Here is a 14,431-nt window from a genome sequence, read left to right on the forward strand (position 1 = left end):
TCAGGTGCCCTTTTGGGGTGGTTCTGGGCCGATTTGGGTGCGGGACCGCTGATCCGTAAACTTGAGGACTGTTGTGCCGTGCGCCCTTCCCAGGGTGACCCGAGAGGTGAGAACCCTGGCGGGAGCACACGGCATACCCTGCTGAGCCTTTGACGAGCGCGACCGCAGGTCACCCCGTTCCATCCACACGTTAGGTAACACCGTGCGTACCTTCACCCCGAAGCCGGGCGACATCACCCGCACGTGGCACATCATCGATGCCACGGACGTCGTGCTCGGTCGTCTCGCCGTTCAGACGGCGACGCTCCTGCGCGGCAAGCACAAGCCGACCTTCGCTCCGCACGTTGACGGTGGCGACTTCGTCATCATCATCAACGCCGAAAAGGTCGCCCTCACCGGCGCCAAGGCCGAGCAGAAGAAGGCGTACCGCCACTCCGGCTTCCCGGGTGGTCTGCGCAGCCGCAACTACGTCGAGATGCTCGAGAAGTACCCCGAGAAGGCCGTCGAGAAGGCCGTCCGCGGCATGCTTCCCCGGACCACCCTCGGCCGTCAGCAGCTCACCAAGCTCAAGGTCTACGCCGGCTCCGAGCACCCCCACGCGGCCCAGCAGCCCAAGCCCTTCGAGATCACCCAGGTGGCCCAGTAATGACCGAGAACATCACCGAAGCCCCCGAGGCTGAGTTCGGCACCGACACCGAAGACCAGGAGATCACCGAGTACACCTCGGAGTCCTCCGCCGACGCCGGCGAGTCCACCCGTCGCGCTGCCGTCACCGCGCCCGGCGCGGCCACCGGTCGTCGCAAGCAGGCCATCGCCCGCGTGCGCATCGTCCCCGGCACGGGCGAGTGGAAGGTCAACGGCCGCACGCTCGAGGCCTACTTCCCCAACAAGGTCCACCAGCAGATCGTCAACGAGCCGTTCACCCTGCTCGAGCTCGCTGGCGCCTACGACGTGCTCGTGCGCGTGCACGGCGGTGGCCCCTCCGGCCAGGCCGGCGCGGTCCGTCTCGGCGTGGCCCGCTCGCTCAATGGGATCGACGAGGAGCTGAACCGTCCCGCCCTCAAGAAGGCCGGCTTCCTCAAGCGCGACTCCCGCGTTCCCGAGCGCAAGAAGGCCGGTCTCAAGAAGGCCCGTAAGGCACCCCAGTACTCCAAGCGCTGATCCCGCTGGCGCGGTCTCATCGCTTGGCTCCTCAAGCGCTGGATCGAGCCGCTGGCGCGGTCTCATCGCTTGGCTCCTCAAGCGCTGGATCGAGCCTGGGTCTTGTCGTTCGATGGCGGCACCCGATTTCTTCGGGTGCCGCCATCGGCGCGTTCAGGGGTAGGTTCGACGAGATGCGCGGTTCTGTGCGCCGCCTGCTGTGGCAGGCATGGCGCGCGTTCGCCTACTCGACTGTCTGACAAACGAAAGGTCCACCGAGCATGTCTCGACTCTTCGGTACCGACGGCGTGCGTGGTCTCGCCAACGTCGACATCACCGCCGACCTCGCCATGCGCCTCGCCATGTCGGCCGCCGAGGTCCTCGGTCGCAGCGCACGTGAGACCGGGCGCAAACCCAAGGCCGTCGTGGGGCGCGACCCGCGGGCCTCAGGTGAGTTCCTGAGCGCGGCCGTGATCGCCGGACTCGCCTCGTCCGGCGTCGACGTCCACGACGTCGGCGTGCTGCCGACGCCCGCCGTCGCCTTCCTCACCGCGGACATGGATGCCCACTTCGGCGTCATGCTGTCTGCCTCGCACAACGCCATGCCGGACAACGGCATCAAGTTCTTCGCACTCGGTGGACACAAGCTCCCCGACGCGCTCGAGGACGAGATCGAGGCGGGGCTCAACAACCCGCCGGAACTCCCGACGGGCGCCCAGGTCGGTCGCGTGCTCCAGAACCGCGCCGGCCAGGCTCGGTACGTCGCGCACCTCCTCGAAGCCATCCCCAACCGGCTCGACGGGCTGACCGTCGTCATCGACGGGGCCCACGGGGCGGCCTCGTCGGTCTCACCCGAGGTGTTCCGCCTCGCCGGCGCCGAGGTCATCGAGATCGGCACCGAGCCCGATGGCCTCAACATCAACGATGGCTACGGCTCCACCCACCTCGACCACCTCAAGGACGCCGTCGTGCGCCGCGGCGCCCACCTCGGCATCGCTCACGACGGTGACGCCGACCGCTGCCTCGCGGTCGACGCCGAAGGCAACGAGATCGACGGCGACCAGATCATGGGAATCCTCGCGGTCGACATGAAGTCCCGCGGCGCGCTGCATGAGGACACCCTCGTCGCCACCGTCATGAGCAACCTCGGCCTCATCCAGGCGATGGAGCGCGAGGGCATCAAGGTCAAGCAGACCGGAGTCGGCGACCGCTACGTCCTCGAGGAGATGCGTCGGTCCGCACACACGCTCGGGGGAGAGCAGTCCGGCCACGTCATCCTGCTCGACCACGGCACCACTGGCGACGGTGTCCTCACCGGCCTCATGCTCGCCGCCCGCATGGTCGCCACGGGCAAGACCATCGCCGAGCTCGGCACGGTGATGACCCGGATGCCTCAGGTCCTCATCAACGTCAAGGGCGTCGACAAGGCCCGCGTCGAGACCGATGAGGGCGTCCAGGCCGCGGTGGCCGCAGCCGGGGTGCAGCTCAACGGCTCCGGTCGCGTCCTGCTGCGCAAGTCCGGCACCGAACCCGTCGTGCGCGTCATGGTCGAGGCTGCGACCAAGGACGACGCCCAACTGGTCGCCGACCGCCTGGTCGAGGTCGTCAAGGAACGCCTCACTCTCTGAGGCCCCGCCACACCAGAGCAGTCGAGAGGAGAGAACGCGCTGTCTCCGAGGTACCGGAGACAGCGCGTTCTCTCCTCTCGACTGGTGTCAGCCGGGGGATGCTGAGTGGGGCTTCAGCCGAGGCCGGCGCCGCCGCTGTAGCGGCCGTGAGTGCCCGGCTGGCGTTCCTCGAGGCCGTCGTCCGTCGGGCCGGCGACGTGGCGCTTGAGGTAGGCCTCGTCCTCGGCTCCCGGTTCGACGTGCGTCGGGTCGAGCACGCGCTGAAGGAAGACCTTGGTCCGCTCCTCGGTCGGTTCGCCGATGACCTGCTCGGGGGAGCCCTCCTCGACGATGTTGCCACCGTCCATGAAGATCACCCGGTCGGCGACGTCGCGCGCGAAGGCCATCTCGTGGGTCACGACGAACATCGTCATGCCCTCGCTTGCGAGACGGCGCATGACCGAGAGAACGTCACCGACGAGCTCGGGGTCGAGCGCAGAAGTCGGCTCGTCGAAGAGCATGAGCTTGGGATCCATCGAGAGCGCACGCGCAATGGCCACGCGCTGTTGCTGACCGCCGGAGAGCTGCGCCGGATAGGCGTCCTCCTTTTCGGAGAGGCCGACCTTCTCGAGGTTCTCGCGTGCCTTGGCCTGCGCCTCGTCCTTGCTCCGTTTGAGCACCGTCGTCTGCGCGACCGTGCAGTTCTCGAGGACCGAGAGGTGCGGGAAGAGGTTGAACTGCTGGAAGACCATGCCCATGTTGCGGCGGATGGCGTCGATGTCGCAGTCGGGGTCGTTGACCTCGTCGCCACCGACCTTGATCGAGCCGCTCGTGGGCTCCTCGAGGAGGTTGATGCAACGCAGGAAGGTCGACTTGCCCGAACCCGATGGGCCGATGACGCAGACGACCTCGCCCTGCCTGATGGTGGCGTTGAGCCCTCGCAGGACGTGGTTGGCGCCGAACGACTTGTGGAGGTCGGTGACCTCGACGACGGGGGAGACCGTGGTGGTGGATGCAGACATGTGGCTCAGCGCTCCTTCTTCTGACGGGCTTCCATGCGGCGCACGATGACGGAGAGCGGGAGGGTGATGATCAGGTAGCAGAAGCCGGCCACGACGAGAGGTGTGAGGCTGGCGTTGTCGCTGGAGAGCTGCCGCCCGTACTTCGTCAGCTCGTACCCTGAGGCCGAGAGCCCCAGGACGTAGACGAGCGAGGAGTCCTTGACGAGGAGGATGAGCTCATTCGTCAATGGGGGCGTGATGACCCGGAACGCCTGCGGAAGGACGATCTTGCGCGTGGCGACTCCGGACGGCATACCCAGCGAGCGGGCTGCCTCGATCTGCCCCGGGGGGACGGCCTGGATGCCAGCTCGGATGGTCTCGGCCATGTAGGCGGAGGCCACGAGACCGAGGGCGACCCAGACCGTTCCATAGGGGTCGTAGGGAATGACGAAGCCCTCAAAGGCCAGGGACATGAGGCCAAACGCGATGAAGACGATGATCGCCGGCAGACCGCGGAAGAACTCGATCCAGACCGTCGCGATCCAGCGGTAGGGAGCCACCGAAGAAAGCCGCATGAGGGCCAAGACTGTGCCGAGCAGCAAACCGATGACGAAGGCGCCAGCGGTGTAGATGACCGTGTTCTTGAGGGCCGAACCCACGCCTTCGGTCAGGGTGGTCTTGATCAGCTCCGGGTCGAAGAACTGCTTCTGAATCTGCGGCCAGTTCGCGGTCAGGGCGAGGGCCAGGGCGACCACGATTAGCACGGCGTACTGTGCCCATCGGATCCGTTGGGCGCGTTTGCGGGGCGACAACTTGTTCTTCTGTGGCGCTTCAGTAGTGGTGGTGCTCATCAGCTCTCCTGCCGACCTACGGGGTCATGGGCCGCAACGCCGAGGGGCGGCGGGCCGGTCGAAACCGTACCGCCGCCCCCCGACGATGCGGAAGGGTCACTTCGGGGCGTCGACTCCGAACCACTTCTTGTAGATCGTGTTGTAGGTGCCGTCGGCCACTGCGGCCTTGAGGACCTCGTTGGTCAGGTCGGTGAGCTTCTGACCGTTGGCGTCCTTCTTGAACATCAGACCGTACTGCTCGCCCGTGTCGAACTCCTTGACCACAGCGGTCGTGGGGTTGTCCTTGACGTAGTCGAGGAGGGGGCCGTTGTCGTTGATCGCGGCATCGACCTTTCCGGCCAGCACGGCGGCGAGCTGCGTCGGCAGGTCGTCGAACACGACGGGGGTGAAGCCGTTGGCGCCCTTCTCCTTCTCGGCGAACTCCTGGCCCGTGGTGTCGGTCTGGACACCGATCTTCTTGCCCTTGAGGCTGGCAAGGTCCGTGACGCCGGAGTCCTTCTTGGTGATCAGGGCTGCGGTGGAGTCGAAGTACGGGTCCGAGAAGTTGATGGCCTGCTTGCGCTTGTCGTTGATGGTCGTGGCGCCAAAACCGCCGTCGCACTTCTTGGCGGCGAAGGCCGCTCCCGAGGTGATGGTCGCGAACTCGATGTCGACGACCTCCTGCTCGACGCCGAGCTTCTTGGCGACAAGGTCCATGAGGTCGACGTCGAAGCCGACGACCTTGGAGCCTTCCTTGAACTCGAACGGCTTGTAGGACAGGTGCGTGCAGGCCTTGAGCTTGCCATCTGTGATCAGCGCGACGCCACTGGAGTTCGTGGCGGCCGGGGTGTCCCCGTCACCGGAACCGCAGGCGGCGAGGGCAAGAGTGGACATGAGCGCGGCGGCAGCGAGGGCGCTGGCGCGGCGGGTACGTGAGGTGGTCACCGGGGGACTCCTTGGCGGTAGTGGACGTGGTCGACCCACGTCTGACTAGTCGCTGACCCTACCCAGCGGGGGGCGACAAACAGGCCCTTTGCCGCATGAGACCCCCGAATCGTGACCTGTGCGGGGGTCTCATGCGCAGGTCAGGGGCGGTGCGACGCGATGATGCGGGCGTATTCGCGGCCGGAGTCCTTGATCGTGCGCTTCTGCGTGTCGTAGTCGACGTGGATGATTCCGAACCGCTTGCTGTAGCCGAACGCCCACTCGAAGTTGTCCATGAGCGACCACGCGAAATAGCCCCGGATGTCGGCGCCGTCGTCGATCGCCTGCTTCGCAGCGTCCAGGTGACCATGCAGGTATGCCGTCCGGTCCGGATCGTGCACCGCTTCACCTTCGGCGCCGGTCTCGATGACGTCCGGCCACGCCGAGCCGTTCTCGGTGATGTAGATCGGCAGGCGGGACTCCTCCCACGAACGCATGAGGATGTCGTGGTGGCCCTGAGGCGAGATCTCCCAGCCCATGTCCGTCAGCGGCGGGTGGGGCTCGGTGTCCTCGACGTTGTCCCCTCCGGGCAGCGGGTGAACGGCCCCCTCCACGTGCCGCACGCGAGTCGGGAAGTAGTTGTTGACCCCGAGGTTGTCAAGTGGTGCGTTGATGACCTCGAGGTCACCGGCCTGGATGTAGCCGTGGTCGGTGAGGTGTGCGGTGTCGTCGAGCAGGCTCTGCGGGTAGGCACCGTGGAAGAGCGGTCCGAAGAAGATGCCGTTGAGGATGTTGTCGGCCCGACGGACGGCGTCGAGATCGGCCTCGGTGGGGTTGTCGGGTCCGTAGACCTGGGTGGGGTTGAGGGTGATCGACACCTGCGCGTCGGCACAGTTCTCGCGGATGACCGGCACCGCGGTCCCGTGAGCCAGCATGAGGTGGTGGGCGGACACGAGCCCCTCGACCGGGTCGGTGTGCCCGGGTGCGTGGTGACCGAGTGAATAGCTGAGCAGCGAGGAGCACCACGGCTCGTTGAGGGTCGTCCAGTTCTTGACCCGGTCGCCGAGCGCGCCAACCACCGCGCCGGTGTATTCGGCGAACCAGTCCTTGACATCGCGGTTGAGCCAGCCGCCCTTGTCGCCGAGCGCCTGTGGCAGGTCCCAGTGGTAGAGCGTGACGAACGGTCGAATCCCGTTGTCCAACAACGTGTCCACGAGTCGCGAGTAGAAGTCGATGCCAGCCTGGTTGACCGCGCCCGTGCCGGTGGGGATGACGCGGGGCCAGGCGACGGAGAAGCGATATGCCTCGAGGCCGAGCTCCTTCATGAGCGCGACGTCCTCGGGCACGCGGTGGTAGTGGTCGCAGGCCACTTCGCCCGACTCACCCCCGAGGACCTTGCCGGGGGTCGCGCAGTAGGTGTCCCAGATGGACGGCGAGCGGCCGTCCTCGGCCACCGCCCCCTCGATCTGGTAGCTCGCCGTTGCTGCGCCCCACAGGAAACCGTCGGGGAAGGTCGTCTCGAACGTCATGGACCCAACGTAGTGGGGGACGCCCGGCTGGGGCATGGTGTTCGTATGCCATACGAAGCGCTCACCAAGACCCTGTACACCACTGCCGCGACCGCCAAGGGTGGGCGAGAGGGCGCGGTCAAGAGCGAGGACGGAGTGATTGACCTCGCGACGGGCAAGCCCGGGAGCAAGGCCAACCCGAAGGCCAACCCCGAGACGCTCTTCGCCGCTGGCTATGCGGCCTGCTTCGGGAACGCCCTCAACACCGTTGCTCGCAAACAGGGTCTCGACACCAGCGAGTCCACCGTGACGGCGTCGGTGGACCTCGGCACGACGGCCACGGGGGTCGGCCTGGCGGTCGCTCTCGAGGCGGTCATCCCCGGAGTCGACGAGGCCACGGCCCAGGCGCTTGTCGAGGCCGCCCACCAGACCTGCCCCTACTCCAAGGCGACGCGCGGCAACATCGACGTCATCGTCACGGTGAGGACGGTCTGACGATGGCCTCCATCACGATCATCGGCGGCCACGGCAAGATCGCGCTGCGTCTCGCTCGCCAGTTGACCGACGCGCGGCACGACGTCACGTCGTGGATCCGCAACGCCGACCAGAGCGCCGACATCGAGGAGACCGGGGCGACCCCGGCCGTCCTCGACGTCGAGTCCATGTCAGTCGAGCAGATGAGCGAGGCGTTCGCCGGAGCCGACGTCGTCGTGTGGTCGGCCGGTGCCGGCGGCGGCAGTCCCGAGCGCACCGTCGCCGTCGATCGTGACGCGGCGATCCGTTCGATGGATGCTGCGGTCGCTGCCGGGGTGCCGCGCTACGTCATGGTGTCCTACTTCGGGGCCGGGCCCAACCATGGTGTGCCGCAGGACAATGCGTTCTTCACCTATGCCCAGGCCAAGTCCGATGCGGACGCCTACCTGCGCGAGTCGTCGCTCGACTGGACTGTCCTCGGGCCAAGCACCCTCACGGATGACCCGGGCACAGGCCGCATCGAGGTCGGCGAGGGTCTCGCCAGCTCGCACGTGACCCGCGACGATGTGGCGACCGTGGCGGCATACGTCGTCAAGCACGACGTCTTCGCCCGCACCACGGTCCTGTTCAACAACGGCGACACACCGATCAAGCTGGCGCTCGACGCGATCGTCTGAATCTCAGCTGGGCTCGACCTCATCCCCGACGCGCACCACACCGGCGCCGTCGGGGATGAGTTGTATCGAGAACCACGTCTTGCCGTCCCAGCGTCGGTGCCGAGCCAGGGTGCGTATCGGCTCCTTGCCCTTGGCAAGGTCGTCCGTGTCGATCGTCGTCATGACACAGCGGCTCACGGGGCCGGTGACCCGGAAGGTCACGTCGCCCAGTTGCACGTGCGACCACGTGTCCTCGACGAACGCCTCGAGATCACCGTCCATGACGACGTTGGGGCGGAACCGGTGGACCGGCAAAGTGGCCGGCAGTTCATCACCACGCCCGACCGCACCCTCGGCCACCCAGTCGTTGAGCTGAGCGAGCGACTTCAGGCTTGCCAGCGTCACCGGAACTGCATCGGCGTATGCCGTGTGGTCGCCTTCGCGACCAAGGCCCGGCTTGAGTGCCCGCCGCGTGGGATCGGGGCAGCGCACGAGCCGCAGCCCCGAGGTCCCGACGGCCTCTGAGACCCAGGCGTCGGCCTCGGCTGAGACGAGGACTCCGGTGAGGTCGTTGCTGAACATCCGGATCGGGATCTCATCGCCCGGGTCGGTCGCGATGTGCAGGTCGCCCAGGCCATCGGCACGCAGTCGCAACCCCGTGGTCACGTCCGACGAGGTTTCCGGGGTGTCCGCAGCGATCGAGAAGAGCCGAGGGAGCTCGCGCGCCGACACCAGCACACCCTCTGCGTCGACGACCATCCAGCGCCGGTCACCAGCGAAGCCCGCCAGTTCGACGGCGGCCGACTTCACCGGCCGAATTGCCGTGCTCTTGACCGGATGCACGTTGAGCCCGACGACGTGGACGTTCGACATCGCTCAACCCCTCCCTCTCTTGCAATCCAGAAGGTCGAGCGTAGGGCGATGCGCGCCTTCGCGACGGAGGAGCGACTGAGCGTGCATCGCCCTACGCTCGACCTTCACGCGCGAGCGCGACGAAGGAGCGACTGAGCGTGCGTCGCTGTGCGCTCGACCTTCACCGTCAGCTCACGCGCGTTGGTCGAGGAGGCCGGTGTCGACGTCGTAGATGAACCCACCGACGGCGACGGTGTCGGGGATGAGGGGGTGAGCCCTGATGGCCATGACGTCGGCCTTGAGGGCGGCTTCCTGGTCGCCGATCACGTGGAAGCCCTGCCACGAGGCGTCGGACCCGGCCTTCTCGCCGATGATCTCGCGCAGTTCGGTCTCGGAGTACTTCGTCATGGCGCAGCGGGTGTGCGGGACGACGAGGATGCGCTGGACGTTGAGGAGGTGCACGCCGAGGACGAGCGCCTCGAGAGCTGCAGCGGTGACGCGGCCACCGGGGTTGCGGAAGATCTTGGCGTCGCCGGGGGAGAGGCCCAGCATGCCGAGAGGGTCGATGCGCGAGTCCATGCACGTGACGAGGGCGACGCCGCGGTGCGCGATGCCGTCGAACCCGCCGAGGGTGAAGCGTGCTGCGAACGACTTGTTCGCGGCGATGAGATCGTCGAATCCAATTGTCGGAGAAGCATTTTCGGTCACAGGAGTCCTGCTCTCTTGGGGATGGTGAAGGCCATCGGCTTGGTCACGGATGCAAAGAAGTCATTGCCCTTGTCGTCGACGACGATGAAGGCGGGGAAGTTCTCGACCTCGATCTTCCAGATCGCCTCCATGCCGAGCTCGGGGTACTCGAGCACCTCGACACTCTTGATGCAGTCCTGGGCGAGGCGAGCCGCGGGCCCGCCGATCGAGCCGAGATAGAAGCCGCCGTGCTCGTTGCACGCATCCGTGACGACCTTGCTCCGGTTGCCCTTGGCGAGCATCACCTTGGAGCCGCCCGCGGCCTGGAACTGCTCGACGTAGGAGTCCATGCGACCGGCAGTCGTCGGACCGAAGGAGCCGGACGGCATACCGGCGGGTGTCTTGGCGGGACCGGCGTAGTAGACGGGGTGGTCACGCAGGTAGTCGGGCATCTCCTCCCCGGCGTCGAGACGCTCCTTGATCTTGGCGTGAGCGATGTCGCGGGCGACGACGAGCGGGCCGGTGAGCGAGAGGCGGGTCTTGACGGGGTGGGCCGTGAGTTCGGCGAGGATCTCGTCCATCGGCCGGTTGAGGTCGATCTCGACGACGGCACCCTGGCCGGTCGAACTGGCGCCGGTGGCCTCGTCGCCGTGGGTTTCGAGGGCGTCGTGCGTCGTGTCCGGGAGGAAGCGTGCCGGGTCGGTCTCGAGCTGCTCGATGAAGACACCGTCGGCGGTGATCTTGGCGAGCACCTGACGGTCGGCGGAGCAGGACACGGCGATGGCGACGGGTAGCGATGCGCCGTGGCGGGGAAGGCGGACGACGCGGACGTCGTGGCAGAAGTACTTGCCGCCGAACTGGGCGCCGATGCCGAACTCGCGCGTCAGGCCGAGCACCTGCTCCTCGAGCACGGTGTCGCGGAAACCGCGTCCCGTGGCCGCGTCGCCGGTGGTGGGGAGGGTGTCGAGGTACTTGGCGCTCGCGTATTTCGCTGTCTTGAGCGCGAATTCGGCGCTCGTGCCGCCGATGACGATGGCCAGGTGATAGGGCGGGCAGGCAGCGGTGCCGAGGCCGCGGAGCTTCTCGTCGAGGAAGCGCATCATCGCTGCTTCGTTGAGGACGGCCTTGGTCTCCTGGAAGAGGAACGACTTGTTGGCGCTGCCGCCGCCCTTGGCCATGAAGAGGAACTTGTAGGTGCTTTCGTGGCCCTGGGCGGTGTCGGCGTAGATCTCGATCTGGGCGGGAAGGTTGTTGCCGGTGTTCTTCTCCTCCCACATGTTCACGGCGGCCATCTGGGAGTAGCGCAGGTTGAGGCGGGTGTAGGCGTCGTAGATGCCGTTGCTCAGCGCCTTCTCGTCCACGCCCTGCGTCAGCACGTGCTGACCGCGCTTGCCCATGACGATCGCCGTGCCGGTGTCCTGGCACATCGGGAGCACGCCACCCGCAGCGATGTTGGCGTTCTTGAGCAGGTCGAGCGCGACGAACTTGTCGTTGTTGCTCGCCTCGGGGTCGTCGAGGATGTTGGCCAGCTGCTGCAGGTGGGCCGGACGCAGGTAGTGCGCGATGTCGTGCATCGCCGTCTCGCTGAGCAGGCGCAAAGCCTCGGGCGCAACCGAGAGGAACTGGCGCCCGCCGGGACCGTCGAGGACCTCAACGCCGTCCGTGGTCAGCAACCGGTATGCCGTGTCGTCACTGCCGATCGGCAGGATGTCCTCGTAGGCGAACTCTGTCATCGTGCTCAGATTTCCTCTCGCGTCGGCGCGTAGGCGCCCGCATGGCCGACGGTGATGGCGCTCGTGGCCATGGCTCGGCTGACCGAGCCGGCGACGGCCTCGAGCGTCGCGGTGCTGAGCCGCTGGCGGGCATCGGTGTCACCGAGCAGGCCGGCATCGAGCAGTCCCGAGACCAAACCGGCCATGAACGAGTCGCCGGCGCCGACGGTGTCGGCCACCTCGTCGACCCGGGCTGGCGCATCGGCGATCTCACCCGTGGCGGTCGCGCGGTAGGTCACACCGTCGCCACCACGGGTGATGACCACGAGTCCGGGGCCGAGCCGCCCCCAGGCGGCCATCACATCGGGAAGGGACTCACCGGCATACAGCCAGTCGATGTCGTCCTCGCTCGCCTTGACGACATCGCTCAGAGCAATGAGCTCCTCGACGCGCGCGCGGACCTCGTCGACGCTGCCCATGATCGTCGGGCGGACGTTGGGGTCGTAGGAGATCGTCGCGCGCTCGCGGGCGTCAACGAGCGTCTGGGTGACGACCGCAGCGCCGGGGGTGAGGGTCGCCGCGATGGAGCCCGTGTGGACGTGGGCGAAGGTGTCGAGGTCCGCGACGGGGCGGAGGTCCCAGTGGAGGTCGAAGTCGTATTCAGCAGCGCCGGAGTCGTCGATCGTGGCGATGGCCGTCGAGGTCGGGTGGCTGCCGGTGTCGAGGTTCTCGATGGCGACACCATGTGAGGTGATCTGCTCCTCGCAGCGGGTTCCGTGGGCGTCGTCGCCGAGGGTCGTCGCCAGGACCGTGGTGTGGCCGAGTCGGGCGATACCCATCGCGACGTTGGCGGGGGAGCCCCCGACGTGCTCGGCGACGGCGCCGTCTGGCGTGTGGACGATGTCGACGAGCGTCTCGCCGACGACGAGGATGTGCTGCGCGGGGCTGGTGTCGACGACCATGTCAGACCAGGCCCTGCGGGAGTCCGGCGGTGCGGTCGAGGACGTGGTGGCTCTCGATGACCCGGACCGTCCCGGACTTGCTCCGCATGACGATCGAGTTGGTCGTTGCCCGTCCCCGGGAGTAGCGCACGCCCTGGAGCAGTTCGCCGTCGGTGATGCCCGTGGCGACGAAGAAGCAGTTGTCGGAGGTGACGAGGTCCTCGGTCGTGAGCACGCGGTCGAGGTCGTGGCCCGCGTCGAGAGCCTTCTGCCGCTCGTCATCGTCCTGGGGCCAGAGGCGGCCCTGGATCACGCCGCCGAGGCATTTGATGGCGCAGGCCGTGATGATGCCTTCGGGCGTGCCGCCGATACCGAGGAGGAGGTCGATGCCGGTCGTCTCGCGGGCCGCGGAGATGGCGCCAGCGACGTCGCCGTCGGAGATGAGCTTGATGCGGGCTCCGGTGTTGCGGATCTCTTCGGCCAGCTTCTCGTGGCGCGGGCGGTCGAGGAGGACCACGGTGACGTCCTCGGGGCTCTCCTTCTTGGCCTTGGCGATCCGGCGGATGTTCTCGGCCGCGGGCAGGCGGATGTCGACCACGTCAGCGACCTCGGGCCCGGCGACCAACTTGTCCATGTAGAACACGGCGCTCGGGTCGTACATCGTGCCGCGGTCGCTCACAGCCATGACGGCGATGGCGTTGGGCATGCCCTTGGCGGCCAGAGTGGTGCCATCGATCGGGTCGACGGCGACGTCGACCTCGGGGCCGTTGCCGTCGCCGACCTGCTCGCCGTTGAACAGCATGGGGGCGTTGTCCTTCTCGCCCTCGCCGATGACGACGGTCCCGCGCATCTCGACGGTGGCGATGAGGGCCCGCATCGCCTCGACCGCTGCACCGTCAGCGCGGTTCTTGTCACCGCGACCGACCCAGCGGCCACCGGCCATCGCGGCGGCCTCGGTGACACGGACGAGCTCGAGCGCGAGGTTGCGGTCGGGGACGTTCGTGGACGGGGCGTCGGGCATGAGGAACCTGTCTTCCTTGACGTGGCACGGGGGCTGGATCGGGCTGGGATCCTGCGCGCCCGACTCTATCGCCGACCCGATACGTCGATTCCTGCGGTCATCAGGGACCATGGGGATGTGAGCACCACGCCGACGGGCACTGAGCCCAGCACGCCGCCGAAGAGCCGCTACTCGATGGGATCCACCCCCAACATGGTGCGGTCCCTCCTCGTCATCGGTGCACTCATGGCCCTCATCTGGTTCATGACGCCTCGGGTGAACACGCTCGGCGGTCCCGTCGTCGACGTCCACGGCACGGCTGTGACGGTGGCCAAGGACAGCGGCTGGCCGATCTCCGAGGCCGTGGACCTGCCCAAGGGCTGGAAGACCACGAGCGCTCGCTACGTCAAGGCGACCGACGGACTCATGACGTGGCACGCCGGCTACCAGGCCCCGTCGGGCAACTATGTCGCCGTCGAGCAGACCCGTGACGCCTCACAGGGGTGGGTGGACGCCCAGACCAACCGGGCGCGGCGCATCGGTGAGCTCCAGGCCGCCGGCCTCACCTGGATCAAGTACGAGCGTGGCGCCAAGGTCCAGAACAGCCTGTTGGACCGGCGCAAGGGGCCCGGAGCCATGACCACGTTGCTGACGGGCACGGGCACCTTCGAGGAGCTGACGTTCGTCGCCGAGCACCTCGGCCCCGTCACCCAGTAGTCGACGCGGCGCCAAGGGCGCACAGATTGGCGAGGGGCGCTCCCATGGCTGCGCCCGTGATCCGGATCTGCGCCTCTGGCGCCAAGGGCGCAGGTCTGACTACTCGCTGAGCTTGGCCTCGGCGGCATCGAGCCATTGCGCGCAGTGCGCAGCCAGGGCTTCGCCTCGCTGCCACAGACCCATGCTGTCCTCGAGTCCGACCTGGCCGTTCTCGAGCCGGGCCACGATGTCGACCAGCTCGTCGCGCGCCGCCTCGTAGCTCATCTCCGCCACGTCTGAACTGGCATCGGCGCCGTCGACCTCTCCGGTTGCCGGCGTCTCGACGTCGGCCTCGGCGTCGGTGATCTCGGGCTGCGGGGTGCTCTTGGCCATGCCGAGCACC

At 67.4% G+C, this 14,431-nt stretch carries 16 protein-coding genes; 6 read left to right on the plus strand and 10 right to left on the minus strand.

The genetic code is table 11. The features are described from left to right. Positions 1-202 precede the first annotated feature (202 nt). The 3 genes from rplM (at position 203) to glmM (ending at position 2,768) form a co-directional block, all read left to right on the plus strand. Positions 203-646, plus strand: coding sequence for a 50S ribosomal protein L13 (gene rplM / locus ACFQRE_RS12640; RefSeq protein WP_380122786.1), 444 nt, complete (start codon positions 203-205; stop codon positions 644-646). After that, entirely contained in the window at positions 646-1,161 is a 516-nt protein-coding gene (gene rpsI / locus ACFQRE_RS12645) for a 30S ribosomal protein S9 (protein WP_380122789.1), read from the plus strand. The genes rplM and rpsI overlap by 1 nt, the downstream gene beginning before the upstream one ends. Before the next feature lie 260 nt (positions 1,162-1,421). Further along, positions 1,422-2,768: a phosphoglucosamine mutase gene (gene glmM / locus ACFQRE_RS12650; RefSeq protein WP_380122791.1), complete on the plus strand. Its 1,347-nt coding sequence runs from the start codon at positions 1,422-1,424 to the stop codon at positions 2,766-2,768. Positions 2,769-2,881: 113 nt separating this feature from the next. Here the strand turns inward: glmM and ACFQRE_RS12655 are convergent, their stop codons facing one another. From ACFQRE_RS12655 to ACFQRE_RS12670, 4 genes are all read right to left on the minus strand, one after another. Beyond that, positions 2,882-3,769 (minus strand): amino acid ABC transporter ATP-binding protein, encoded by an 888-nt coding sequence (locus tag ACFQRE_RS12655; RefSeq protein ID WP_380122793.1) that lies wholly within the window; start codon positions 3,767-3,769, stop codon positions 2,882-2,884. A 5-nt stretch (positions 3,770-3,774) separates the two neighbouring features. Beyond that, on the minus strand, positions 3,775-4,599 hold the full coding sequence (locus ACFQRE_RS12660) for an amino acid ABC transporter permease (RefSeq protein WP_380122796.1): 825 nt from the start codon (positions 4,597-4,599) through the stop codon (positions 3,775-3,777). Between the two features lie 96 nt (positions 4,600-4,695). Continuing rightward, entirely contained in the window at positions 4,696-5,523 is an 828-nt protein-coding gene (locus ACFQRE_RS12665; RefSeq protein ID WP_380122798.1) for an ABC transporter substrate-binding protein, read from the minus strand. A 140-nt stretch (positions 5,524-5,663) separates the two neighbouring features. Next, entirely contained in the window at positions 5,664-7,031 is a 1,368-nt protein-coding gene (locus tag ACFQRE_RS12670; protein ID WP_380122800.1) for a GH1 family beta-glucosidase, read from the minus strand. A 45-nt stretch (positions 7,032-7,076) separates the two neighbouring features. On the opposite strand from ACFQRE_RS12670, the gene ACFQRE_RS12675 reads away from it, so the two are divergent. After that, on the plus strand, positions 7,077-7,505 hold the full coding sequence (locus ACFQRE_RS12675; protein WP_380122802.1) for an Ohr family peroxiredoxin: 429 nt from the start codon (positions 7,077-7,079) through the stop codon (positions 7,503-7,505). A gap of 2 nt (positions 7,506-7,507) precedes the next feature. Then, a complete protein-coding gene (locus tag ACFQRE_RS12680; RefSeq protein WP_380122804.1) occupies positions 7,508-8,161 on the plus strand; it encodes an SDR family oxidoreductase in 654 nt (217 codons plus the stop codon). A gap of 3 nt (positions 8,162-8,164) precedes the next feature. Here the strand turns inward: ACFQRE_RS12680 and ACFQRE_RS12685 are convergent, their stop codons facing one another. From ACFQRE_RS12685 to glpX, 5 genes are all read right to left on the minus strand, one after another. Further along, positions 8,165-9,013, minus strand: a complete 849-nt coding sequence (locus ACFQRE_RS12685; protein ID WP_380122806.1) for an MOSC domain-containing protein — start codon at positions 9,011-9,013, stop codon at positions 8,165-8,167. A gap of 171 nt (positions 9,014-9,184) precedes the next feature. Continuing rightward, complete coding sequence (locus tag ACFQRE_RS12690; RefSeq protein WP_380122808.1) at positions 9,185-9,700, minus strand: beta-class carbonic anhydrase; 516 nt, start codon at positions 9,698-9,700, stop codon at positions 9,185-9,187. Beyond that, entirely contained in the window at positions 9,697-11,412 is a 1,716-nt protein-coding gene (locus tag ACFQRE_RS12695) for a fumarate hydratase (protein WP_380122810.1), read from the minus strand. Before ACFQRE_RS12695 ends, ACFQRE_RS12690 begins: the two co-directional genes overlap by 4 nt. Positions 11,413-11,417: 5 nt before the next feature. After that, entirely contained in the window at positions 11,418-12,353 is a 936-nt protein-coding gene (locus ACFQRE_RS12700) for a PfkB family carbohydrate kinase (protein WP_380122813.1), read from the minus strand. Position 12,354: 1 nt separating this feature from the next. Next, positions 12,355-13,353 (minus strand): class II fructose-bisphosphatase, encoded by a 999-nt coding sequence (gene glpX / locus ACFQRE_RS12705; RefSeq protein WP_380122815.1) that lies wholly within the window; start codon positions 13,351-13,353, stop codon positions 12,355-12,357. Positions 13,354-13,470: 117 nt separating this feature from the next. Between glpX and ACFQRE_RS12710 the strand changes: the two genes are divergently transcribed. Continuing rightward, positions 13,471-14,049, plus strand: a complete 579-nt coding sequence (locus tag ACFQRE_RS12710; RefSeq protein ID WP_380122817.1) for a DUF4245 domain-containing protein — start codon at positions 13,471-13,473, stop codon at positions 14,047-14,049. A 99-nt stretch (positions 14,050-14,148) separates the two neighbouring features. Here the strand turns inward: ACFQRE_RS12710 and ACFQRE_RS12715 are convergent, their stop codons facing one another. Continuing rightward, positions 14,149-14,421, minus strand: a complete 273-nt coding sequence (locus tag ACFQRE_RS12715) for an exodeoxyribonuclease VII small subunit (protein WP_380122819.1) — start codon at positions 14,419-14,421, stop codon at positions 14,149-14,151. Between the last annotated feature and the right edge of the window lie 10 nt (positions 14,422-14,431).

The sequence above is a fragment of the Knoellia pratensis genome, assembly GCF_042666395.1.
In the GTDB taxonomy this organism is placed as follows: Bacteria; Actinomycetota; Actinomycetes; order Actinomycetales; family Dermatophilaceae; genus Knoellia; species Knoellia pratensis.